We start from the raw sequence: 23,971 nt of genomic DNA, 5'->3' as shown, positions 1-23,971 counted from the left end.
ATATAGTGTTGCCGCGAATCCGTCGCCGGTCAAGCCCTGCTTACGCGTGCCGCCAGCAGTCGACAAAACACGAGCAGGGTCAGCAATAACCAGAAACTGGCCAGTGGCACCAGCCAGAACGCATTAACGATGCCGGCTTGCTCGGCCCAAAGCCCGGTTAGTAGTCCGGCAAACTGGAAACCAACCGCACTGCCAATGCTGGCAATACCGGACAGTACCGGGCCATTGTCACTATCCAGATCCATCACCGTAGCCAGCATCAACGGGAAAATGGCACCAATCCCCAGACCCAGCAATAAATTTCCTACCCCGAGCAGCGCAACGGTCGCTCCCAGCTTTACCAACAAAGCACCACTGACGGTCAGGATACCTAATAGCAGTAACAACTGGCTTGCCGTTAGCCAGCGCAGCAGCAGCGCAAAGCCCAGCCGGCTCAGCACCATACCGCCAGTAAACCAGGCCAGCAGTAACCGGCTTTGCTCTGCCTGTAAACCGAGGCCGGTTACCGCATAGCTGACAAACCAGTTACCCTGGCCCCACTCCGCCGCGCCATATCCAATCATCACCAGCAGTAGCAGTAAAAACAGTGGCTGGCGTAATAATGCCGTGTAAGACAAACTTCTGGCGCCGCTACGCGCCGGCTGCGCCAAAGCCGGTAACCTTGAAGCCGCCCAGTAGCTGTAACAGGCAATAACAAGCAGGCCAAAAGCAAGGATCCGTAGCGGCCAGCGCCAGTCATCCAGGTAGCGGAACAGCAGTACCACCCACAGGGGCGCGGTAAGGGTGCCAAGACTAAACATAAAGTCCATCAGTCCCATCATCGCCGCCCTGCGGTTAGCAAATAAGCGGGCGATCAGCGTATGGCCAATGGTAAACATAATGGAATAGGTCATGCCGATCAGAGTGATCAGCAGCAGTAAATAGCGCCAGTCGTTAACCAGCGAGATCAGTAGTAACCAACAGGCGGATAACAGCGCCAGTGCCGCGAACAGCTTTAAAAACTGAAACTTCTGCGCATACTTACCGCCCAGCACGGCACCGAGTATGGTGCCAACCGACATCAGACTAAAGAACAGACCACTAAGGCTTTTCGATAGCGCCAGCTCTGCCGCCAAATCAGGCAGCAGCAAGCCCCACAGAATAATCAGGTTACCGAGGATAAAGAAACCGCTAAAGATCACGGCAGTCGGTGCAGCACGCGACATTGCTAAACTCCCTGTGCCAGCTTACCGCCGCTGCGGTGTGGCACTAACGTAATTCGAAAGCATCGGCATCCAGCTGCGCCGGAAACTGCTGCCGGAACTGCTGTAACGCCGCCAGATCGGCCTCAGCATAAAGGATACCGCTCTGCTCAGGCGCCAGCTCAGCCAGCGGCTGGCCCAGATAATCGGCAATCAGGCTATCGCCGCGGTAATTAAGACCATTAGCATCCTGCCCCACCCGGTTGCAACCAAACACATAGGCCTGATTTTCAATCGCCCTGGCCTGCAATAATAACCACCAGGCACGGCTACGCGGCGCCGGCCAGTTTGCGACATAAATTATCGCATCGTAATCGCCCAGGTTGCGGCTAAAAACCGGAAAGCGCAGGTCATAACAGACCTGCAGCAAGATGCGCCAGCCTTGCCAGTTAACAATAACCCGCTGCTGTCCGGCCGCATAAGCCTGATGCTCACCGGCCATGCGGAATAAATGGCGTTTATCATAGGACTGTACCGCACCATCCGGGGTGACAAAATACAGCCGGTTCACATAGTGACCGTCAGCTGTGCGAACCGCCAGCGAACCGGCAATGGCGCCTTGATAGTGCGCAGCCTGCTGCTTAAGCCAGCTTAGTGCCGGCCCGGGCTCATGCTCGGCGATACGGGCACTGTCCATACTAAAACCACTGGCAAACATTTCCGGCAATACCAGCAAGTCTGCGGCCGGGGCGGCGGCCAGTTGCCGTGACAGCGCCTGCAGGTTAGCCGCAGTATCCTGCCATACCAGTTCGGTTTGCAGCATCGCCACCCTTAGCTTAGGTGCCATCACAGCCGGCATAACACCTCCGCGGCCTGAGCCAGGGTGGTATCCTGCTTGGCAAAACACAGCCGGATTATCCGTGCACTGGACCCATGCTGATAAAATACCGACAACGGGATCGCCGCCACTTTATGCTCGATGGTCAGATAACGGCAAAAACTCAGGTCATCCAGCTCTGGCGCAATGGCGCTATAGTCCAGCAGCTGAAAATAAGTACCCTGACAAGGTAACAAGCTGAACCGACTACCGCTTAAAGCCTGGCGGAACTGATCGCGCTTGTGCTGGTAAAACCCAGCCAACTCGGTCACCTGCTGCGGCTGTTCGCGCAGCATCTCGGCGATCGCATATTGCGCCGGCGTAAAACTGGAGAAGGTGACATACTGATGAATTTTTCGAAACTCTGTCATCAGCGCGGCTGGCGCCACGGCATAACCCAGTTTCCAGCCGGTGACATGAAAGGTTTTACCAAAGGATGACACGATAACCGAGCGTGCCGCCAATTCCGCAAAACAATTCGCGCTCAGCCGCGGTGCCGCATCGTACACCATATGCTCGTAAACTTCGTCGCTAAGACAATACAGGCCATGCTGGGTAACCAAGTGCTGCAAGGCCAGCCAGTCTGCATGGCTAAATACCATTCCGGTTGGATTATGCGGGCTATTGACGATAATCAACTTAGTACGCGGCGTGAGCCGTGTCGCTACCTGCTGCCAGTCAACCCGATAATCCGGCGCCTCTAAACGCAGATGCACCGGTACACCACCGGCCAACTGAATAGCCGGGCTATAGCTGTCGTATGCCGGGTCAAACAGGAGTACCTCGTCACCCGGCTGCACCAGCATCTGGATCGCGACAAATAAGGCCTCAGTGGCGCCGCTGGTGACGGTGATCTCACGGCTCTCATCCAGAGTTCGGCCATAACAGCGTGCGGTCAGGGCGGCAATTTGCTGCAGTAACAAAGGAACACCCGGCATCGGCGCATATTGGTTTAAGCCAGCGCTACTGTGCCTGGCCAGCGCGGCCAAAAGCTGGCTATCGGCAGCAAAATCGGGAAAACCCTGCGATAAATTAATGGCTTGCTGCTCTGCCGCTAACTGCGACATCTGACTGAAGATGGTGGTGCCCACCGCGGGTAACTTGGAAACTATCGACATAAGGGCTGAAAAAGTTGCGAAAACCGGCATCAATGCTATCATTTGGCAGGTTTCAAGTGTAGACATCTAAACGCTCAAGCGTATAAACGCCTTAATGGTTAAAATATTTAACCGCGTCAGGCAATAAATAGCGACGAATCGCAGCGAATAACCAGGTCAGTAGCATGAATAATACAGCCCATGTGCATCAGCTTAACCCGAACGCCATTGCGCTCTGCAGCCTTGGCCGCTGGATCGCCAGCCGGCATTGGGTGCCCGCCACCGGCGGTAACTTCTCCATTCGTCAGGGCGAAAACAGCGCCCTGGTCACCGCCTCCGGCAAAGATAAAGGCGAACTCAGCCCACAAGATCTGCTACCGGTAAGCTGGCAGGATGAACAACTATCCAGCCCGCACGGTACTCCGTCAGCAGAAACCGCCTTGCACGCCGAATTGTACCGGCTGGATCCGGCCATTAAAGCGGTGCTGCATACCCACTCAGTACATGCCACCGTATTTTCGCGTCTGGCGCTGGCCGACAGCTATCTGTTTAGCGGCTACGAGATGCAAAAAGCCATCACTGGCATTAAAAGCCATGAGCAGTTATTGCCACTGGCGGTATTTGATAATACGCAGGATATCCCGGCCCTGGCGAAACAGCTGCGCCAACGCTGGCAGCAAAAACCCTTGCCGTTTGCACTGCTGGTACGCGGCCATGGTCTTTATGCCTGGGGCCATAGCCTGGAGCAGGCAAAAAGGCATTTGGAGGGTTGGGAATTTCTTATACACTGCGAACTGGAACGTATTAAATTAACAGGCTTACCGTGAACTACCGCGCCATTATTACCGATATTGAAGGCACCACCAGCCGCATCAGCTTTGTCACTGACATCTTGTTTCCGTACGCCAAAGCGCATTTACCGACCTTTATTCAGCGTGAGCAACACCAGCCGGCCGTGGCAGCAGAACTGGATGCCATCCGGCGCCTGCTGGGCCAGCCGGCCGCCAGCACCGACGACTGTATTGCCGCCCTGCTGGACTGGATCGCTGCCGATAAAAAACTGACACCGCTAAAAACTCTGCAAGGCATGGTTTGGCAGCATGGTTATCAGCAAGGCCATTTTCAGGGCCATATTTATCCGGATGCCGCCGCGCAACTGCGCCACTGGCAACAGCAGGGCATCCAACTTTATGTATACAGCTCCGGCTCAGTGCAGGCGCAACAGCTGCTGTTCCAGTACAGCGAAGCCGGTGATCTGCGGCCGCTGTTCAGCGGCTACTTTGATACCCGCATCGGCGCTAAGCAGGAGATCGCCAGCTATGCGGCTATCCTGCAGCATTTGCAGCTGCCGCCCAATCAGGTGCTGTTTTTATCCGATGTCCCGGCCGAGCTCGACGCCGCCGCCAAGCTTGGCATTGCCACAGTGCAACTGATCCGGGAGCAGCAAGCGCCCAGCCAGCACCAGCGGGCCGAAAATTTTTATCAGATTGAGGTGCAATAAGAGGTGGAAAGTTAGATGAGCCGTTTACAAATCTTCGACCTGAGCCAGCCCCAGCAAGCGCGATTTAGCAGTAGCGACGCCGCTGAGATCGCCGCGAAATTGCAGCAACAGGGCATTCGCTTTGAACAATGGCAAGCCGCAGCACCAGTCAGCGCCAGCAGCAGTAGCGAACAGGTGCTCTCAGCCTATGCCGCCGATATCAGCCGACTAAAAGCAGAGCAAGGTTATCAGACCGTGGACGTGATTTCGCTGCACCCGGCACATCCGGATAAGGACGCGCTACGGCAGAAGTTTCTGGATGAGCATATCCATAGCGAAGATGAAGTGCGGTTTTTTGTCCGTGGTCAGGGCTTGTTCTGCCTGCATTTAGGTGAGCAGGTCTATCAGGTGTTGTGCCAGCAGAATGATCTGATCAGTGTGCCGGCCAATACCCCGCATTGGTTTGATATGGGCAGCGCCCCGGATTTTACCGCTATCCGGCTGTTTAATAACCCAGCGGGTTGGGTGGCGCACTTTACTGGCACCACTCTGGCCCGACAATTTCCGCTGTTAGATTAGGCGACAAGCCGCTACCAGACACCATTTTGCCGCAGTAAGATGCTGCAAAATGGTGCAACACTGATAAAAGGGCTAGATAAGTTAGCTTAACCAACTGAAAGTAAATCACTTTTAATTATGGTTTAGCTCTTGCAGTAATTTTGTCATACTAGTTTCCTATACTTCGCGTTGATGCTGATACCCGGGTAAGTTGATATGTCTTTGCAAACACCGCTGCGAGGCTTGCGCTGTTTCTGCGTTGCCGCAGAATGCCTTAGCTTTAAAGAAACGGCGAAACAGCTGTACCTGACGCCATCTGCGGTAAGCCATCAAATCAAACAGCTGGAAGATAACCTGAACCTGAGTTTATTTGAGCGCAAAACCCGCGCCATTGAATTAACCGAAAGCGGTAAACAGTTTTATCACGCCATTAAGCCGCTGCTGGAGCAACTTAGCCACACCATTAACCAGTTTAGCCAGGTAGAACGCACCCAAGAAGTCAGTATCTCGATGCCGGAGTTCTTTGCCAGTGAGCTCTTTGTCCCGCGCTTGCGCGGCTGGTCGGAACAATATCCGAATATTAACCTGACGCTGGAAACGGTGAAATCGCGCCGTGAGACCCCGAAATATACCGATGTGTCGGTGGTGCTATCCGGCAAAAAGCCGCAGGATGTGCTGTCTTACGATCTGTTCCCCATTAGCTATATCCCGGCCTGTAACCCCAGTTTGTTTCAAAAGCTGCATGGCAAAGGCTACCGGGTGCTGGAGAAAACACCGCTGATCCTGCATCAGGCGCGGCCCACAGCCTGGCACCAATGGGCAGAGCGGGTCGGTTATCATCAGTTTCAACCAAAACAAATTATTCAACTGGACAGTATGTTTAGCGTAGCCCGGGCGGCGCAGCAAGGTCTGGGGGTGGCGCTGATCCCGATGCCGATCAGCCACGCCTGGTTTAGCAGCGGCGCCCTGGTCAAGCTGTTTGAACAGGATTTACTAAGCCGCGACCGTTACTATCTGGTGCAGCATAATGAGGATCCGGAGCGGCCGGAAATTAAGCTGTTAATAGACTGGGTACTGCAAAGCTTTAATACGCCGGAAGTAGCGCTGCAACCCGCGAGTTAACGGCATTTTCCGCCACTTTTCACTGAAGCAAAGTTCCGCCGCCATAGATGAATTTTTTTAACCTGTCAGGTGTTTTTTTATCGTTTGTACAGCCTGTCGGTACGGCTTATAGTTAACCCGTGTTCGAGATTCGAATACAGCGGTTAAAGTTGTTGAAGGGTGTAACCTACCCTTACCTGTCTACCTTGTCTTAGCCCGATTGAATAAATCGGGCCTTTTTTTGTCTGCTAGCACCGGAAACCGGCTTTATTGTTGCAAGGCGTACTGCCCTGCGCCTTTGTCTTTTTCAGCACTGGACCATCATCGACAAATGCACTAGTAACCGACTTTGAGCAACTTGAGCGATATTGGCACAAATCAAAAATTTAAATTAAACCAACTGCGTTTCCTAAAATAGGATATTAATGCCATTTAAATAACAAAAGTGGGATTATAGTACCACAATCCCTGAGTCAACGTTGCCAAGCCACCAGAGTTAGACTATATTCCCATTAATGGCTGAGTAATGGGAATATAGTCCTATTAGGATAATCTATGGCTAAGCGTGATTTACATAACATTCTGTTTCCCAAACAGCGAAAAATTCTGGCTCATTTTGGTGAAGACTTGCTGTTAGCAATGAAACGTCGAGGTTTTACCAAAAAACTGTTGTGCGAACGGACTGGCTTTGATCACAAAACCGTGAATAAAGTCTTTGCCGGTGACCCAGGTGTTGCTATTGGTACTTATTTGAAAGTTATGGCCGTTTTGGGCATGGAAAGTAATTTTGAAGATATGGCGGCTCGCGACGAAGTGGGTATCAAGCTGCAAAACTTAAAATTACTGGAAGGTTCTAAATGAGCCGTGAAATAGTCGAAGTATATGCTGACTGGTATCCAATTCAGGAGCCCCTGTTAGTTGGGCAACTTGCCTACAGTGATTCAAACCGTGGCGGTGTATTTAGCTTTGCATACGAGAAAGCATTTTTAACGTCAGCCTATCGTTTGCAAATTGATCCGATGCTGATACTACATGCAGGCCAACTCTACAATGACGAGGCTGACAAAAACTTCCGCGCATTTTTGGATTCATCCCCCGATCGTTGGGGGCGCATTTTGATGCAGCGCCGCGCGGCTATTGAAGCTCGAAAAGGCTTAAGGACAACAAGTCGATTAAACGAATTGGATTATTTACTTGGAGTGCATGACTCTTACCGAATGGGAGGGCTCAGATTTAAACGAACTGGCAGTATTGAATTCTTGGATAATAATGCAGATTTTGCAGCACCGCCTATGGCTTCACTGCGTGAGTTGGAGTACGCCGCTTTACAGATTGAAAAAGACGATAACATAGACACGGATGACTATTATCGCTGGTTGAAAATGCTGATTGCGCCAGGTTCATCTTTAGGTGGTGCCAGACCTAAAGCGTGTGTAACCGATGATAATCATCATTTATGGATCGCGAAATTTCCCAACTCAAATGACACACACGATGTGGGGGCATGGGAAATGCTCTGTTATGAGTTAGCGATAGCAGCGGGCGTTGAGATGTTTCCAAGCGAGATCAGGAAATTTTCATCACACCACCACACTTTTTTGACCAAACGCTTCGACCGCCAAGGTAAACAACGCCTGCATTTCTCATCTGCGATGACTCAACTCCAATACTACGATGGTGAACAATCTCAAGGAGCAAGTTACCTAGAAATTGCAGAGTTCCTCTGCACACAGGGAGCACAAACAGAAGCGGATTTAGCGCAATTGTGGCGTCGTATCATCTTTAATATTGCTGTGTCTAATACTGATGATCACCTGCGTAACCATGGCTTTTTACTGACAAAAAATGGCTGGAAGTTGTCACCTGCTTACGACTTAAACCCTATCGTTGGCAAAAGCGGGCTTCATCTGAATATCACTGAAACCGATAATGCCTTAAATTATCAGTTAGCCTTTGAAGTAAAAGAGCTTTTTCGACTTTCTCAAAACCAAGCAACGCAAATTTACGATGAGGTATTAGCTGCGGTTAAGCATTGGAAAATCGTTGCTAAGCGTTTGGGTATCAGTCGGGCTGAGCAAGCAATAAAGGCCTCTGCATTTAATCTTTAACATTAAATGCAGAGCGGCCCCAAAGCTATAACCGTTGCCTGCTAGCACAGCAAACCGGCCTTATTGTTGCAAGGCTTACTGCCCTGCGCCTTTGTCTTCTGCGGGAGCGACAAACTCGGCAGTTAAATACCGCACCGTCATATCATCGCGTATCGCATACAGAAAATTTTCATACAGCGCAGTTCTTGGCACTGGACCATATTGTCTGGAATCCCGGCTTTGGTTAGTGTTATCCCCTAACACAAAATACTCATCCGCGGCGAGTTGCAGCTTACGGTACTCTCTTTGACACTGCGCAGCGTTTTCAAATCGAAAACCCACCCAATTATTAACCTGCTGATAGGCAATATCATTGACGTATACCAAGCCGTCGCAGATGGTGATTTGATCTCCCGGTACGCCATGGATTCTCTTGATACTGCTCTTACCTTCAATTTCCGCTCGTACCATCACACCAGGCTGAAATGAAAGCGCAAAGGTCCGACCGATAACCAGATCCCCTTTTGTCAGCAAAGGCCAGGCAGAACCTGAACCTAATATATTGCCAAGGACGTAGCCGATAGCTCCGGTAGCCATAAATATGACCAGCAGCAGAATCGCAGAGATATAATAGCCAATACCAGCCAAAATATTTTTGCGTAAGGCAAAAGCAATACCCTGAGCAGCGAGCAAAGCGATCCCCAGGTAACTCCAGCTTTGCAGCTGCTGTGGGCTATCGCCGAGCTGAAACAGCCGCAAACTCAGCAAAAACCCAAACCAAATTAGGATATTTAAAATAAAGAAATGCTGCGTACGACTTTTTCTAAACAAGCTAACTCCTTTAGCTAAAAAGACCTATCTCAATTAGCAACACAAGCTCACGACCAAAGCAGCGAGTTAATATAATAACTTAGCACCAAAGAAATCGCGGCTAAAATGGCTGGTAAAGCCGCTGCTAACATATTTTTCCAACCCTTGTCATATTCAGGCAGCGGGGCGAATAATTTCACGCCAAGGCGTCGTTTGATCAGCCAGGCCAAGCTGAAACTGATAACGACTATCAATGCAAACAGGGTGAACAATTCCATTGCGATCCTCCATTCCTGCTCAGCTCAGCTCAGCTCAGCTCAGCTCAGCTCAGCTCAGCTCAGCATGCGGATTATGGCTTAGTTGTACCCTGTTGTAAGCCATAGCTGCGCTAATTCCGGGCTAATCTGACAGATAATACTCAACTGTGGTCACTACGCGTACCTTTTTAATATGGGGTGTATTGGCATCCCGGTCGCTAATCGAAAACTGCCCCTGCGAAGCGGTTTTGATTTTGCCCAGCTGGCTTTGTGAATCCTGCGCAAATTTTAACGCCACTTCGCGCGCCTGCTTGGTCGCTTCTTCAATCATCTGTGGCTTTAGCTCATTCAGTGCCGTAAAGCTGTACTCCACCCGGTTCTGGTAAGGATCCTGATTAAAGACAATACCCTGACGTCCCAGTTGCCCGATAGCACTGATCAGGCCGCGGATTTTTGCCACATCCTTACTATAAACCGTTAGCGTCTGGCTGGCGATATAGCGAAACTCCGCCCGATCGCCTTCACCATACTGCTGCGCTTTTTTATCAATCACATTTGGCGCGGCACGGCTGATGGCACTGGCCTCGACACCGCCCTGTTGCAAAAACGCCGTAATTAGGCCGCTTTGCTGCTCCAGGGTTTCAAATAAGCTGCCCAGCTGATTATCGGCCACCGTAAACTGGATCGGCCAAATTACAGTATCGGCTGCCACTTCCTGCTCGGCCAGGCCTTTTACATTCACCACCCGCTCGTATTCTTTAAATTTTACCGCCATTTGCTGCACCAGAAATCCCAGTGCCGCCAGCCCGAGCATCAGGCTAAAACCCAGTATTGTTGCTGCCTTGCTTTGCATCTTCATTCTCCTTATTGCCAGTACCCTACTGCAACACCGGCATACTGTGCGACTTGAGTGATTAACGCCAACTTAATAGTTTAGTTGCTGTAGCACACCGGCAGCAATTTGCTGCTGGTTATATACCCCGCTATCCAGTACCCAGCCGGTGACCAGCTTCGCCGGTGTCACATCAAAGGCCGGGTTAAATACCGCGGCCTGCGCCGGCGCCCACAGCGTTTGGCCAAAGGCCCCCGACACCCCACGTACTTCATCCGCAGCGCGCTGCTCGATCGGAATAGCACCCCCATCCGGACAGGCCAGATCGATAGTCGTACGCGGTGCCACCACATAAAACGGCACCTGATGATAATGCGCCAGCACCGCCAGGCTATAGGTACCCACTTTATTGGCAAAGTCACCATTGGCGGCAATACGGTCGGCGCCAACAAAGATCCGATCCACCTCACCGCGAGCCATTAACATCGCCGCCATATTGTCGCAAATCAGTTGATAGGGAATGCCCAGCTGTTCGCACTCCCAGGCTGTCAGCCGGCCGCCTTGCAATAACGGCCGGGTTTCATCTACCCAGAGCCGGATAGCTTTGCCCTGCTGCTGCGCCAGCCGAATCACCCCCAGCGCAGTGCCAACACCAGCAGTGGCAAGGCCACCGGTATTACAATGCGTCAGTAACCGCTCGCCGGGTTGCACCAGCGCAGCACCATGTATGGCAAGTTGCTCACATAACGCCACATCTTCGGCAAACAAGGCTTCTGCACAGGCCACTGCCGCCGCGACAAAATCCGGCTGCGCCAGCGCCGTAAGCATACTGTCCAGATTATTCATTAAATTGACTGCGGTGGGCCTTGCCGCACGCAGCACAGCAGCGTCTTGCAGCAGCTGCTCGCGGCTATCCCCCTGTAAGGCGCGGTAGGCCAGTAACAGCACAGCGCCAATGCCAATAGCCGGCGCACCGCGCAATTGTAAGTTCTTGATCAGTCTCACCATCTGTGGCACGGTAGTACAATGCAACCATTGCTGTTGCTGCGGCAGTAAGGTTTGGTCCAGCACATAGAGCTGTTGCTCGACTATTTTCAGGCTTAAGGCGGTCAGGTTTTTCATCTGTTTTATCTCATTTGGCGTTGCAGACGTCTGGATGTTTTGCGATTATGCAGCCCTGTTTACCCCTGAGCAAGTGATTGAGGCAACCCGATGACGGCTTATCATATCTTTACCCCAGACGATGCGTTACGTTTTGCGGACCGGCATAGTGAACTCTTTGGCGATCACAGTAAATTATCTGCCGTCGAATTTGGCGACGGTAATCTGAATCTGGTATTCCGGGTCAGCAATGATAAAGGCACCTCGCTGATCGTCAAGCAGGCATTACCCTATGCCCGTTGCGTGGGGGAAAGCTGGCCGCTTAGCACCGACCGCGCCCGGATCGAGGCTGAAGTGTTGCAGCAGCATGGCCGCTTTTGCCCACAGCATACGGTGGAAGTATTGCATTTTGAGCCAGCGTTGTCGGCTATTTTAATGGAAGATCTGAAGCAGTATCAGATTTTGCGCAGCGAACTGGTCAAGGGCAAAACCTTTGCGCATCTGGCCAGCCAGATGGCAACCTATCTGGCACAAACCTTGTTTTACAGCAGTGATTTTGTGCTGAGCGGCTCGGTTAAAAAAGCCGCCGTGGCCCGCTTTATCAACCCCGAGCTGTGCCTGATCACCGAGGATTTATTCTTTACCGACCCTTACTGTAATCATGAGCGCAATACTATCCATGCCCTGATTCTGCCGCGGGCACGCCAGCTGTGGCAGGATGAGAAACTCCAGGCCGAAGTGGCAGCGCTAAAGGCCGACTTTTTGTCCAAACCCCAAGCCTTACTGCATGGTGATGTGCATAGCGGCAGTATCTTTATTAATGCTGATAACTGCAAAGTCATCGACGCCGAGTTTGGCTTTTATGGCCCGATCGGCTTTGATGTCGGGTCTCTGCTCGGTAACTTATTGCTAAACTACGTCGCCTGCCCCGGCCTGTTTGCGCCAGCACAAGCAGAGCAGCAACAAGCCTATTTATTAGCGCAAATCCGTGAGCTCTGGCAGCAATTTGCCTCGCAGTTTAGCCAGTTAATGGCCTGCGAGACGCAAGACAGCGCCTTGCAAAACAGCCGCTACCAACAACACTTTTTACAGCAGGTATTGGCAGATAGTCTGGGTTACGCCGGTTGTGAGCTGATCCGCCGTACCGTTGGCTTGGCGCATGTCGCTGATCTGGAGAAAATTACCGATGCCACCAAGCGGGCAGAGGCGGAGCTGCGGGCTATTGAGTTGGGGCGGGCCCTGATTATGCAACGGGCACAGTTACCGCAAATGGACGCCGTGCTAACACTGGTGCAGCAATTTGCGCTATAAGTACCTAACGCAGGTGCGCTGTTCCTGAAATAACTGCTTACATTTTTCGCGCCGGCCTGGCTGGTAGCAGCGGGCCCGGCTATGGCAGACTGTTGTTAATAAACTATTACAACAGGGAAAGCGATGATCCAGGCCTCAGCACTTAGCAAAGTATTTGGCAGTGGCGATACCCAGGTGCAGGCATTACGGGATGTCAGTCTGCAAATTGCTGAAAACGAATTTGTTGCCATTATGGGCAGCTCCGGCTCCGGCAAATCGACACTAATGAACATTCTTGGCTGCCTGGATACGCCAAGCAGTGGCAGCTATCAGTTAGCCGGCGCCGATGTCAGCCAACTGGATGACGCCGCCCTCTCCGCCATGCGTAATCAGCATATCGGTTTTATTTTCCAGTCTTTTCACCTGTTACCACGCCTTAGCGCGGCCGAGAATGTGGCGCTACCGCTGCGCTATACCGCTACGCCGGCTGAGCAGGCATTACAACGGGCCGAAACCTTGTTACAGCAGGTTGGTCTGGGCCATCGCATGCACCATAAACCTGCCGAGATGTCCGGCGGCCAGCGCCAGCGCGTTGCTATTGCCCGCGCCCTAATCAATAACCCCAAGGTGATCTTTGCCGACGAGCCGACCGGCAACCTCGACAGTAAAACCTCAGTCGAAATTATGCAGCTGTTAACCGAGTTACATCGCCAGGGCAATACCGTGGTGATGGTGACGCATGAGGATGATATCGCTGCCTATGCGCAACGGGTGATCCGGATGCGCGATGGTCAGATCCTGGAGGATAGCGGATGTTCAGTCTGAGTTTTGTCTTTGCGCTGGCACTCAGTCAGCAAGCCGATAAGCCATTACCGCTGCTGTTAACCGGCAGCCTGGTATCGGAATACCGGCAAAATATCGTGGCGCCGATGAGCGACACCTGGCGCATTCAGGTGCAGTGGCTAAAACCGGAAAATGAAGCCGTACAGGCCGGCGATCTGGTCGCGGTATTCGATGCCGGCACTATTCAGGCCAATATTGAACGCCTGAAAACATCCCTGATCAGTGCGCAGGAACAGTATAAACAACTGGAAAGCCAGCACGCCTTAAAGGTGCTGGAAGCCGAGTATGAACTGGAGCGGCGGCAGTTACTGCTGGAAAAGGCCGATATCGATGCCGCTGTACCCAAGGCCAACTTAAGTTTGTACGATTATGAAAATAACCAGCTTACCCAGCAACGGGCGCGCACCGAACTGAAAAAAGCCGGCGAAACCCTGGTTACCGCGCGCCAGGAGCAGCAAAACGCGCTCTACAAGCAGCAGCTGGTGATTGATAAGGCAACAGCAGACCTGGCTGAGGCCGAGAAAAACTTACAGAATATGAGCGTTTATGCCGAACGGGATGGCGCCATCAGTTACAGCCTGCATCCCTGGTACCGCACTAAGTTATTCGCTGGCGTCACCGCTCAGCCGGGTTGGCAAATTGCCGAGGTCACGGAAAAACAAGGGCTCTATGTTGAAGCCTGGGTACATGAAGTCGACGTTGCGCGGCTACAACAAGCCAAACAAATTGAAGCACGCTTTGATATTGCGCCGGAGCAGCCCTTTACCCTGTTGTTACAGCAACTGGCCGGCCAGGGTGAAAAGCGCCAGGCCTGGGGCAATGCCCTCTATTACCGCGCTAAATTTACTGCTGAGCGCTTTCCGATCAATCAACCTATGCTGGGCATGGGGTTATTACTGGAAGCCCGCTAATGAAGCTGCCCGCTATCTTTACTATCAGTTTATTCAGTCTGAGCTTGTGCGGCCTGACCGCCTGCAGCAAGCCCAGCGATGAGGTGACGCAACAGCAACAGCGTCAACAGGTGCGTGCAACCGGTCAGCTGGCGGCAGCGACCTACTTTACAGTGTCGCCACCCAGTGTCGCCCGGATGTGGCAATACAATATCCGCGAAATGGCACCCGAGGGCGCCATGTTAGAAGCCGGGATGCCGGTGGTAGGCTTTGACGGCCAGAGTATTCAGGATGATCTGCGCAATAAAAGCATTGAACTGAAAAGCGCCCAGCAGGAGCTGGCAAACCGCCTGACCACCGATGAGCAGCGCTATGAAGAGCTGAAGCTGCAACTGGCAGAGCGTAAAAACGATCATGACCGGGAACAGCGCAAAGCCGAAATCGTCGATCATTCCCGCTCTGAGAACGACCGCCGTAAAGCACAAATTGATTTTACGCTGGCGAAAAGCCAATACCAGCTGGCGCAGCGCCGGCTGGATTTTCATCAGCAGCAACGTGAAGCAGAAAAGCAGATTATCTCGTCAAAAATTGCCCGCCTGACTGCCGAAGTACAGCAACTGCAGGCAGAGTTCGCTTCGTTACAAATCAAAGCCCCCTATGCCGGCATTATGGTGTATTTGCCTGACTATAATGGCGAGAAATCCTCAGTAGGCGATACCGTACAATTCGGACAACCTATTGCCGAGGTCAGTCAACTCGACAGCCTTTATATCAAAACAGAAATTGATGAAGTTGACCTGAAATATCTGCAGCCTGGTCTGACAGTGCAAATTACGCTGGACGCGTATCCCGAGCGGAACTTTAGCGGGGTACTGACTGATCTGGGCAAAGCGGTGCGGAATAGATCCGCCGAAAATCTGAGCCGGGTGGTTGATGCCAGTATTAAGCTGGATGAGCCGGACTTAAGTATTATGCGGCCGGGTATGAGTGCCCGCCTGGTTATTCGTCTGTCGCAGGGAGCGAATTAATGCGGTTACTCTCAGGTTTTGCTGTTAGCGTTGCGATAAGTGCCCTACTACTTGTGGGCTGCTCTGATCCGGCACAAACCCAGCCCTTGCTTAAAGTCAGCAGCGGTGAACTGGAACATCGCATCAGTGCCGAAGGTGAGCTGTTTGCGGTAAATTCCATCAGTATTAATGCGCCCCAAAATACCCGCGGCCCGCGTTTTATCGCTGAGTTGGCGCCGGAGTACAGCACTATTCAACCCGGCGATCTGGTGATCCGCTTTGACGCCACCCAACTGGAGCGCAGCCGCCGTGATGCCAGTAATTCTCTGGCGGCAGTGCTTTCTGATCAACAATTTAAAGGTACCCAACAAGCGGCTGAGCTGGCGAATATCGGTCTGGACCAACGGCTGGTGCAGCAGGAGTTTGCCTTTGCTGATCGCTTTAGTATTGATGATATTCAAATCCGTTCGCGGTTGGAAATTCTCGATTCGCTGCAAAACAAAGAATTTCTTGGCGAAAAGCAAGCCTATCTGGACTGGCAACAGCACAGCTTTGCCGCCCGCTCGCAGGGTGAACTGGACTTGCTGCAACTGCAAAAAGGCCAGCAGCAAAGCTTGTTAGAACAGGCCGAAACCGGCTTGTCAGCGCTGGAGATCCGGGCGCCACACAGCGGTATTCTGCTTTACGACAGCAACTGGCGCGGTGAAAAGCCAGAAGTCGGCCGCATGGTGTTCCCTGGCGAAAAGCTGGGCAGCATCCCCGATCTGAGCCTGCAACACCTGAAGCTGCAAATTATTGAGCAGGAAGCCGTCGGTCTGGCGGTGGAGCAAAGCGTTAGCTTTCGGCTGACGGCCCGGCCGGAGCAGCTGCTGTCCGGTAAAATTGTCAGTGTTGGCCAGGTAGCGCAGTCCCGCGAGCGGCGCGACCCAAGGCGCTATATTGAAGTGATCGTCGCCCCCGACAGCCAGCAAAGCTTTTTCCTGCCCGGTGCCAAGGTCAGAGCCGAAATCCTGGCCAATCGTTTAACCGAGGTTCTAACCGTGCCACTGCAGGCGGTGTTTAGCGACGAACAAGGGCAGTACGTTTGGAAACAACAAGCAGGAAAACTGGTTCGCCAGCATGTCAGCCTGGGCGCGAAGAGCCTGACCCATAGCGAAATTACTGCCGGCCTCAGTGCAGGCGATCGGATCAGCCTGCTGGCACCGGAGAATTAATATGCAGCACAGTGCGATGCTTAAAGATACGCTGGCCGAACTGGCGCAGCATAAGTTACGAACCTTTCTTACCTTACTGGGCATGATCTTTGGTGTTGGTGCGGTGATCGCGATGCTGAATATTGGCGAAGGCGCAGAGCGCGAAGCCTTAAAAACCATCGAAACCATGGGCCTGCGCAATATTATCGTCGAGAGCAAAAGCTTTGATGAGAAAACCCTGCTGGAGCACCGCAAACACTCACTGGGCCTGAGTCAGAGTGATCTGCAAGCGGCGGTCAGTACCCTGCCCGGCATTACCGGCTTTAGTGCCGAACGGCAGCTGGAAACCTATGCCATTATCAGCCATAGCGGCAAAAGCGAAGGGGTGGCGATTGGCGTCTTACCCAGCTATCTGGAACTAAGCAGCCTGCCGCTGGCGGCCGGACGCAACTTTACCGAGCTGGAAGATCTGTATGCGGCCCAGGTTGCTATCCTGGGTTCGCAGATGGCGGCCAGTCTGTTTCCGGACGGTGATGCGCTTGGCAAAAATGTGAAAGTTAACCATGTCTGGCTGCAGGTCATTGGTGTGCTGGCCGAGCCCTATACCGGCCAGAATGAGTTTCAGGGTATTAAGCTCGGTGGTGAACAGAACCAGTTGTTTATGCCGCTGCAAACGGCGCGTAACCGTTTTCGCAGTATTCCGCTGGATGCCGAACTCAGCTCCTTCCGGCTGCAGCTGGCCGAGGGGGCCAGTACCGCGATGATTGCCCGCGCCCTGAATCATCTGCTGTTGCAACGCCATAATGATATTGATGATTTTCGGATCGTGGTGCCGGCGGCATTGCTGGCGCAGCAAGAACAAACCCAGAAAATTTTTAATATCGTCATGTCCTGTGTCGCCGGTATCTCGTTGCTGGTTGGCGGTATCGGTATTATGAATATTATGCTGGCGACGGTGCTGGAGCGGACCAAAGAAATTGGTTTGCTGCGGGCCATTGGCGCAACCAAACGGGATATTAAACTGCAGTTCGTGGCTGAGAGCTTTACCATTGCCATTGTCGGTGGTATCGCTGGTATTCTGTTTGGCATAGTGCTGTCGGAGTTAATTGCCTTCTATTCCGGCTGGGCGGTGTCCTGGTCGCTACCGGCCATCGTGCTGAGCTTTAGCATTTGTGCGCTAATTGGTATCGCCTTTGGCGTCTATCCGGCGATCAAGGCCTCTGAGCTGGATCCGATCACTGCGTTACAAACCGACTAGGCGTTAGTTAAGGACAAAAGGCCGCCAACTGCTGGTTGGCCTTGAGCCATACAGTTGACGACTGTACTGATTTTAACCATAGTACTAGCAGTATTGATGTACCGGGTTAACAGGACAGTCCTATGAAGTTACTGCTATTACTGACAGTGTTAATCCTGGCCTTACCACCGGCTCTGGCGAGCATTCCGGTGCGGGTTGGTGCCTACGAATTCCCACCTTATGTGCAGCTGCAACAGCAGCAGGCCAGCGGTTTAACGGTGCAATTGATTACGCAACTGAATCAACTACAGCAGCAATATCACTTTGAATTAGTACTCACCACACCGGTACGCCGGCATCAGGACTTTCAACAGGGACTGTTTGATGCAATTTTTTTTGAAGACGAAAACTGGGGCTGGCAAAAGAAAGGGCTGATGATGCAGGCCTCTCCGGCCTTTGCCCAGGATGACGAGGTTTTTATTGCCCTGCAGAGTCAGGCGCAATCGCAGCAATGGTTTGCCGATCTGAGCCAAAAGAGCAAAGCCGGGATTCTGGGTTATCACTACCGTATCGCTAACTATGAAACCGATCCTGATATCCTGGCAAACCAGTACCTGATGATCCCGGTAACAGACCACCTGGCCAGTGTCGAATTAGTGTTAAAACAGCGCACCGACACCGCTATTGTGACCCGCTCCTTTATCAAACAGTATTTAAAGTCTTACCCACAGTATCAGAAAGCCCTGCTTGTCTCCGACCGGGTCGACCAAAGTTACCAACTACAACTGCTACTGGATCCAGCACATCCGTTAAAAATGGACGCGCTGTACCAGTGGGTATGCCAGATTATGCAACAACCGGCGATGCAGCAGGCCTTTGCCGACAACGGCTTAACCTTGTTGCCCAAACCAGACTAAAACGGCGTGGCTGCGCCTGTATCAGGTCGCAGCCAGCGTACAGCCTTAGTATTTAATACTGCAACCATAAGGGCGGGTTACCGCCGGATCCGGCGCCTGGCCTGCTAACACGGCCTTAGCAGCATTGGCAAAATACGGCGTGGCTTTGGCGATATCTTCGACCTTGGCCGACGGAATGCTATCAATACCGCCCATATACTGCAGCACACCATTCTTATCGATCACATACATATGTGGCGTGGTGCGGGCGTCATAGGCTTTACCCATTACACCGTCTGCATCGAAAATGACTGCGGTTGGCGCGGCGCCACGGCTGCTGGTCAGCTCATCAGATTTTGCCTGATCCACATGACCCTGCTTACCCGGTGCCGAAGAGATCACACTCAGCCATACTACGTCTTGCGATGTCAGATCTTGTTGCAATTGCTGCATATTGCCCTGATAGTGTTTTACCACAAACGGGCAATCGTGATTGGTCCATTCCAGCACCACATTCTTACCGGCGAAATCCTGCAGACTATGCACCTGACCGGCGGAATCTTTTACAGTAAAAGCCGGCGCGGGTTGCCCTACCTGTGGTGCCGCCGCCAAACTACCGGCAAAGACCGCGGCCGCGGCCAGTGCTAACAATTTCATTTTCTTCATCATAGACTCCTGTTGCGTTAAAAACGGGCGACATTACTGACTACTGAGTCGCTCTAAAGTTTGCCGGAGCGTATCCGGCGTTAAAATCTGTGGTAACACTTCCGGCGTTTGCCCTGGCCAATACAGCACATACAAGGGCACGCCATCACGTTGGTACTGATGTAGATAGGCCGTGATCTCTGCGTCGCGACGGGTCCAGTCGCCTTTTAAATAGGTCACGTCATACAGCGCCAGCGCAGCCTTACTGCTGTCGGTATTAAGTGCCACCCGCTCATTGACCAGACAGGTAATACACCAGTCGGCGGTCATATTCACCAACACCGGCTTGCCGCTTTGTCTCAGCTGCGCCAGTTTATCCGGGCTCCAGGCTTGCCAATGTGCGTCTGTTGCAGCCGTTGCCGGCGTGGTGCTGTCTGGCACCAGACGTAACACACCAACTGACAATAACAGTAGCAGCGCCGCCAACAGCGGTCGGCTCCATCCAGCGCGGCTAAATTGCCAACTACCGTATAACCAGCAGGCAGCGGCGATTGCCACCATACCGCAAAGCAGCACAGCGACCGCATCGATACCCGCCTGGCGACCAAATACCCAAACCAGCCATACTGCACTTAAATACAACGGAAACGCCAACAGCTGCTTTAGGGTATCCATCCAGGCGCCGGGCTTGGGCAGTGCCCGCGCCAATGCCGGCACGTAGGCCAGCAGTAAAAATGGCAACGCCATCCCCAGGCCTAAAGCAACGAATACCAACAGTGCCAGTAACGGCGGCTGGGTTACGGCATAGCCTAAAGCCCCGCCCATAAAGGGCGCAGTACAGGGGCTGGCAACTACCACGGCTAACACACCGGTAAAAAAGCTACCTTTGGCGCCTTTACTCTGGGTTAAACCGCTACCGGCACTCATCAGGCCAAGGCCAAACTGCACCACGCCGGATAAACTTAAGCCCAGGGCAAACAATAAATACGCCAGCAGGGCCACCAACCACGGGCTTTGTAACTGAAAACCCCAGCCTACTGCCGAGCCTGCAGCGCGCAGTGCCAGTAACAACAGCGCCAGACTGACAAAACTGAGCACCACCCCCAGCGTGTACCAAAGCGCATCGCGGCGCTGCTCAGCACGCTGACCGCTGTTAGCGGCAATACTAAGCGCCTTGAGCGATAGCACCGGAAACACGCAGGGCATCAGATTTAGGATCAAGCCGCCGGCCGCCGCCATTAACAGCACTAACCACAGTCCCCGGCTGGTAGTTGCAGGCGTCTTCGCCGTGCCATCGGCCAGCGTCAGGCTTAGGCTGTAACCCTGACCATTACTACTCACCATAACAAGCTCAAAGTGCTCTGGCGCTGACGTAAAATAGGTATTTAAATTCTGACGCAGCAGCCACTCACCCTCGCTGAACAACAACTGCTGCGCAGCGGCATGATCAACCAGTTCCGTCGCCGCGACAAAGAACTGCTGAAAATCCACATCAGGCAGGCCGCGGATCGCCGCTGAAAAACTGCCACCGGCAAGATCAAAGCTGCCACTGACGGTCAGCGGAATAGGTAGCTTACTGTTACCGCTGGCCACTACAGCAGTCGCGCTGTCCGAGAGCACCGCGGCCTGGCCGACCGGCAGGGTCAGCGCAAACTCGGCATCGGCCGGGATACAGATTTCCTCACAGACCAGCCAATCGGCGCGCGCCCTTATGCTGAGCTGATCACCACGGAAATCGGCGGGCACCGTCAGTTGACTTAACAACACGGTCGGGCCTTCAAAGCCATAATTCATCAGCGGCGGGATCGAAAACGCCTGCGGCGTTGGCCACTGAATGTCCCCCACCGTCACGCCATCAGGCAGTTGCCAGCTAATGCTGGTCGCCAGACCTGAGTCACCGGGATTCTGCCAGTAGGTATGCCAGTGTTCGTCCGGAATAAAATGCAGCGCTAACCACAGCTGTTGCCCCGGCATCACCTGCTGATATTCACTGACCAGTTCGGCTTTTAAATGCTTTGCTTGTTGCCAGCCCGTGCTGTAGGCCGCCACCCCGCCACTTAGCAACAGACAACAGCTGACCAACAAAGCGCTAAAAAATTTACCCAACACCCGATACCCCTTTTTCTAATTGCTTACGTTAATACAACAAAGCCGATCAAAGGACCAGCCAAAGTGCGGGAAATTTCGGCTAAAAGCAGCAAAATTCACGATAAACTGCTATAATTTTGCGCCGCTCGCAGCCGCTGTGGTCACTCCAGTCCGGCATGCAGGCAGCATCCTCTTCCAACAATTAAGGTGTAACATTAATGACCCCATTTACCAAATCTGCTGTGTTTGCAGCGGTGCAGGCGGCACTGTTAGGCGCAACCCTGGGTTTTTCTCCGGTGCTACAGGCACAGGAAAGTGACAAAGACCCGGCCGCGACCGAGAAGAAACTGGAAACCATTACCATCACGGCACAGCGCCGCAGTCAAAGCATTCAGGAAGTCCCCATTTCGGTAGCAACCCTGTCAGGCGAGAAGTTTGACAGCATCTTTGCCGCCGGCGATGACATTACAGCACTGGCGATTAAGGTACCTGGCCTGTATGCCGAGAGCTCAAATGGCCGCGCGGCACCACGTTTTTATATCCGGGGTTTAGGTAACACCGATTTCGATTTGGCCGCCTCACAACCAGTATCGATCGTGATGGACGAAGTGGTGATGGAAAACGTGATCCTAAAAAGTTTTCCACTGTTTGACGTGCAGCAGGTAGAAGTGATCCGGGGTCCACAGGGCACACTGTTCGGCCGTAACACCACTGCCGGTATTATTAAATTTGATAGCGTGAAGCCACGCCAGGATTTCGATGCTTATCTGAAAAGCACCGCCGGTACCCTGGGTACTGCACATTTTGAAGGTGCTGTCGGCGGCGGTCTGACCGATTCGCTGTCGGCACGGGCCTCGTTCCTGTCGCAACATCGCAGCAACTGGATCGATAACAGCTTTACCGGCCAGAAAGATGTAATGGGTGGTTATGACGAGCGCGCCGGCCGCCTGCAGTTTTTATATGAAAATGAACAGTTCGATGCCTTACTGCGGGTGCATAGCCGCAGCTATGATGGTACCTCGACCATGTTCCGCAAAAATATCTTAAGCCCTGGCAGCAATAAGCTGAATCAGAACTATAAACGCGATGTGGTAGCGTATGATGCGCCAGGCAACAATGTGCAAAGCTATGACGCCTGGGGTAGCTCACTGAAGTTCGATTTCCACCTCGACGGCATGACCCTGACCAGCATCTCAGCGATTGAAAAAGCCAAGGGTGGCGGCATCGGTGATATCGATGGCGGCAACCCGGATCAGGCCGGTTTTGCTGCCGTACCAAACGCGGTAACCGAAGATCAGCTGCGTGACCTGAAACAGGTTACCCAGGAAATCCGTTTAGCCAGTGACACCAGCCAGGCCCTGAGCTGGCAGGTAGGCGCCTTCTATTTTGACTCTTCGTTTGGCGTCAATACTATTGATGGTTTCTTCGGTGCCACTGAAGTGTTCCACGGCAATACCAGCTGGGCACTGTTCGGCCAGACGTCTTATCAGGTTAACGATAAGCTGACCCTGACCGGTGGTTTACGCTATACCGATGATGAAAAAACTTTCGCCGTTGGCCAGCAAAACGTTGATGGCTTTGCCTTAGTGATTGGTGCAGCACAAGTCCAACAGTATGACCCGATCAAAGTCCGCGATGATCAGATCAGCTGGGAGCTAAGTGCTAACTACCGCTTAACCAACAGCACCAGCCTGTTTGGCCGGGTTGCCGAAGGTTTCCGCGCCCAGACCATTCAGGGCCGTGATGTGGCCTTTGAAGCGCCACCGTCAGTCGCCGGTGCCGAAACCATCACCTCGTTTGAAGTGGGTACCAAGTCTGATCTGCTGGACAATACGCTGCGCTTAAATGCTGCGCTGTTCTACTATACCATTGATGATATTCAGTTATCCGCGATTGGTGGCCAGACGCAGGGTAACCAGTTGATCAATGCCGACAAAGGTACCGGCTATGGCTTTGAAGTCGATTTCGACTATCGGGTGCTGCCAAACCTGAGCTTTGGCGGTGGTTTTAGCTATAACAATACCGAGCTGAAAGACGCCAGCCTGACTGTGGCGCCCTGTGGCTCTGGCCTGTGTACCGTGCTGGACTCAAGAACGGCTGATGGCTTAGCGCTGATTAATGGCAATCCGTTCCCGCAAGCACCGAAAACCATCCTGACGCTGAATAGCCGCTATGCCTATCCGGTTGCCAGTGGTGAAATTTATGTGTTTGCTGATTACCAGCTGCAGGGTAAAACCAATTTATTCCTGTATGAGTCGGCGGAGTTCCGTAGCAATAATAACTACGAAGCCGGTTTACGCATCGCCTATGTTAACGATCAGCACAACTACGAAGTGGGTGTATTTGGTCGCAACATCACCGATCAGGACAACCTGAAAGGCGCGATCGACTTTAGTAACCTGACCGGCTTTGTCAATGAGCCGCGGGTATTTGGCGTCGATTCTAGAATTAACTTCTTCTAAGCCATTGCGTTAATGATAAGAGGGCAGCGATGGCTGCCC

23 protein-coding genes are annotated in these 23,971 nt (G+C 52.7%); 14 read left to right on the top strand and 9 right to left on the bottom strand.

Going from position 1 to position 23,971, the window contains the following annotated elements; translation table 11 throughout:
- Nucleotides 1–29: 29 nt before the first annotated feature.
- From AJE_RS09655 to AJE_RS09645, 3 genes are read right to left on the bottom strand one after another with little or no spacing between them, the layout of a single operon-like run.
- A complete protein-coding gene (locus AJE_RS09655) occupies nt 30–1,205 on the bottom strand; it encodes an MFS transporter (RefSeq protein WP_008609719.1) in 1,176 nt (391 codons plus the stop codon).
- A gap of 43 nt (nt 1,206–1,248) precedes the next feature.
- Nucleotides 1,249–2,040 (bottom strand): amidohydrolase, encoded by a 792-nt coding sequence (locus AJE_RS09650; RefSeq protein ID WP_008950702.1) that lies wholly within the window; start codon nt 2,038–2,040, stop codon nt 1,249–1,251.
- The gene (locus AJE_RS09645; protein ID WP_008950701.1) at nt 2,028–3,206 is read right to left on the bottom strand and encodes a methionine aminotransferase; all 1,179 of its coding nucleotides are present in this window, start codon (nt 3,204–3,206) and stop codon (nt 2,028–2,030) included. Before AJE_RS09645 ends, AJE_RS09650 begins: the two co-directional genes overlap by 13 nt.
- Before the next feature lie 134 nt (nt 3,207–3,340).
- Here AJE_RS09645 and AJE_RS09640 point away from each other — a divergent pair, with 134 nt between their 5' ends.
- From AJE_RS09640 to AJE_RS09615, 6 genes are all read left to right on the top strand, one after another.
- Nucleotides 3,341–3,982 carry a methylthioribulose 1-phosphate dehydratase gene (locus AJE_RS09640; protein ID WP_008950700.1) on the top strand — a complete coding sequence of 214 codons (642 nt, stop codon included), beginning with the start codon at nt 3,341–3,343 and terminating at the stop codon, nt 3,980–3,982.
- Complete coding sequence (mtnC, locus tag AJE_RS09635; RefSeq protein WP_008950699.1) at nt 3,979–4,656, top strand: acireductone synthase; 678 nt, start codon at nt 3,979–3,981, stop codon at nt 4,654–4,656. The genes AJE_RS09640 and mtnC overlap by 4 nt, the downstream gene beginning before the upstream one ends.
- Before the next feature lie 15 nt (nt 4,657–4,671).
- On the top strand, nt 4,672–5,214 hold the full coding sequence (locus tag AJE_RS09630) for a 1,2-dihydroxy-3-keto-5-methylthiopentene dioxygenase (protein WP_008950698.1): 543 nt from the start codon (nt 4,672–4,674) through the stop codon (nt 5,212–5,214).
- 195 nt (nt 5,215–5,409) lie between these two features.
- Nucleotides 5,410–6,315 (top strand): LysR substrate-binding domain-containing protein, encoded by a 906-nt coding sequence (locus AJE_RS09625; RefSeq protein ID WP_008950697.1) that lies wholly within the window; start codon nt 5,410–5,412, stop codon nt 6,313–6,315.
- A gap of 534 nt (nt 6,316–6,849) precedes the next feature.
- The gene (locus AJE_RS09620; protein ID WP_008609726.1) at nt 6,850–7,155 is read left to right on the top strand and encodes a helix-turn-helix domain-containing protein; all 306 of its coding nucleotides are present in this window, start codon (nt 6,850–6,852) and stop codon (nt 7,153–7,155) included.
- Nucleotides 7,152–8,402: a type II toxin-antitoxin system HipA family toxin gene (locus AJE_RS09615; RefSeq protein WP_008950696.1), complete on the top strand. Its 1,251-nt coding sequence runs from the start codon at nt 7,152–7,154 to the stop codon at nt 8,400–8,402. The genes AJE_RS09620 and AJE_RS09615 overlap by 4 nt, the downstream gene beginning before the upstream one ends.
- A gap of 75 nt (nt 8,403–8,477) precedes the next feature.
- Here the strand turns inward: AJE_RS09615 and lepB are convergent, their stop codons facing one another.
- The 4 genes from lepB to mtnA form a co-directional block, all read right to left on the bottom strand.
- A complete protein-coding gene (gene lepB / locus AJE_RS09610) occupies nt 8,478–9,212 on the bottom strand; it encodes a signal peptidase I (RefSeq protein ID WP_008950695.1) in 735 nt (244 codons plus the stop codon).
- A 47-nt stretch (nt 9,213–9,259) separates the two neighbouring features.
- The gene (locus AJE_RS09605) at nt 9,260–9,469 is read right to left on the bottom strand and encodes a hypothetical protein (RefSeq protein WP_008950694.1); all 210 of its coding nucleotides are present in this window, start codon (nt 9,467–9,469) and stop codon (nt 9,260–9,262) included.
- Between the two features lie 121 nt (nt 9,470–9,590).
- The gene (locus AJE_RS09600; protein ID WP_008950693.1) at nt 9,591–10,301 is read right to left on the bottom strand and encodes an SIMPL domain-containing protein; all 711 of its coding nucleotides are present in this window, start codon (nt 10,299–10,301) and stop codon (nt 9,591–9,593) included.
- A gap of 72 nt (nt 10,302–10,373) precedes the next feature.
- The gene (gene mtnA, locus AJE_RS09595; RefSeq protein WP_008950692.1) at nt 10,374–11,402 is read right to left on the bottom strand and encodes an S-methyl-5-thioribose-1-phosphate isomerase; all 1,029 of its coding nucleotides are present in this window, start codon (nt 11,400–11,402) and stop codon (nt 10,374–10,376) included.
- A gap of 90 nt (nt 11,403–11,492) precedes the next feature.
- Between mtnA and mtnK the strand changes: the two genes are divergently transcribed.
- From mtnK to AJE_RS09560, 7 genes are all read left to right on the top strand, one after another.
- Nucleotides 11,493–12,692, top strand: coding sequence for an S-methyl-5-thioribose kinase (gene mtnK / locus AJE_RS09590; protein WP_008950691.1), 1,200 nt, complete (start codon nt 11,493–11,495; stop codon nt 12,690–12,692).
- Nucleotides 12,693–12,815: 123 nt separating this feature from the next.
- Nucleotides 12,816–13,496, top strand: a complete 681-nt coding sequence (locus tag AJE_RS09585) for an ABC transporter ATP-binding protein (protein WP_008609739.1) — start codon at nt 12,816–12,818, stop codon at nt 13,494–13,496.
- Nucleotides 13,484–14,425, top strand: a complete 942-nt coding sequence (locus AJE_RS09580; RefSeq protein WP_008950690.1) for an HlyD family secretion protein — start codon at nt 13,484–13,486, stop codon at nt 14,423–14,425. The genes AJE_RS09585 and AJE_RS09580 overlap by 13 nt, the downstream gene beginning before the upstream one ends.
- Complete coding sequence (locus tag AJE_RS09575; protein WP_008950689.1) at nt 14,425–15,432, top strand: HlyD family secretion protein; 1,008 nt, start codon at nt 14,425–14,427, stop codon at nt 15,430–15,432. The genes AJE_RS09580 and AJE_RS09575 overlap by 1 nt, the downstream gene beginning before the upstream one ends.
- On the top strand, nt 15,432–16,625 hold the full coding sequence (locus tag AJE_RS09570) for an efflux RND transporter periplasmic adaptor subunit (RefSeq protein WP_008950688.1): 1,194 nt from the start codon (nt 15,432–15,434) through the stop codon (nt 16,623–16,625). The genes AJE_RS09575 and AJE_RS09570 overlap by 1 nt, the downstream gene beginning before the upstream one ends.
- A gap of 1 nt (nt 16,626) precedes the next feature.
- The gene (locus AJE_RS09565) at nt 16,627–17,862 is read left to right on the top strand and encodes an ABC transporter permease (protein ID WP_008950687.1); all 1,236 of its coding nucleotides are present in this window, start codon (nt 16,627–16,629) and stop codon (nt 17,860–17,862) included.
- Nucleotides 17,863–17,984: 122 nt separating this feature from the next.
- On the top strand, nt 17,985–18,758 hold the full coding sequence (locus AJE_RS09560) for an amino acid ABC transporter substrate-binding protein (protein ID WP_008950686.1): 774 nt from the start codon (nt 17,985–17,987) through the stop codon (nt 18,756–18,758).
- Nucleotides 18,759–18,803: 45 nt separating this feature from the next.
- Here AJE_RS09560 and AJE_RS09555 read toward each other — a convergent pair whose 3' ends face one another.
- Complete coding sequence (locus AJE_RS09555; RefSeq protein WP_237709336.1) at nt 18,804–19,406, bottom strand: redoxin domain-containing protein; 603 nt, start codon at nt 19,404–19,406, stop codon at nt 18,804–18,806.
- A gap of 30 nt (nt 19,407–19,436) precedes the next feature.
- Nucleotides 19,437–21,491 (bottom strand): protein-disulfide reductase DsbD family protein, encoded by a 2,055-nt coding sequence (locus AJE_RS09550; protein WP_008950684.1) that lies wholly within the window; start codon nt 21,489–21,491, stop codon nt 19,437–19,439.
- A 197-nt stretch (nt 21,492–21,688) separates the two neighbouring features.
- On the opposite strand from AJE_RS09550, the gene AJE_RS09545 reads away from it, so the two are divergent.
- Nucleotides 21,689–23,932 carry a TonB-dependent receptor gene (locus AJE_RS09545; protein WP_008950683.1) on the top strand — a complete coding sequence of 748 codons (2,244 nt, stop codon included), beginning with the start codon at nt 21,689–21,691 and terminating at the stop codon, nt 23,930–23,932.
- Nucleotides 23,933–23,971: the final 39 nt, after the last annotated feature.

This window comes from Alishewanella jeotgali KCTC 22429 (genome assembly GCF_000245735.1).
GTDB lineage: Bacteria > Pseudomonadota > Gammaproteobacteria > Enterobacterales > Alteromonadaceae > Alishewanella > Alishewanella jeotgali.
This window is presented reverse-complemented; position numbering and strand designations above follow the sequence as displayed.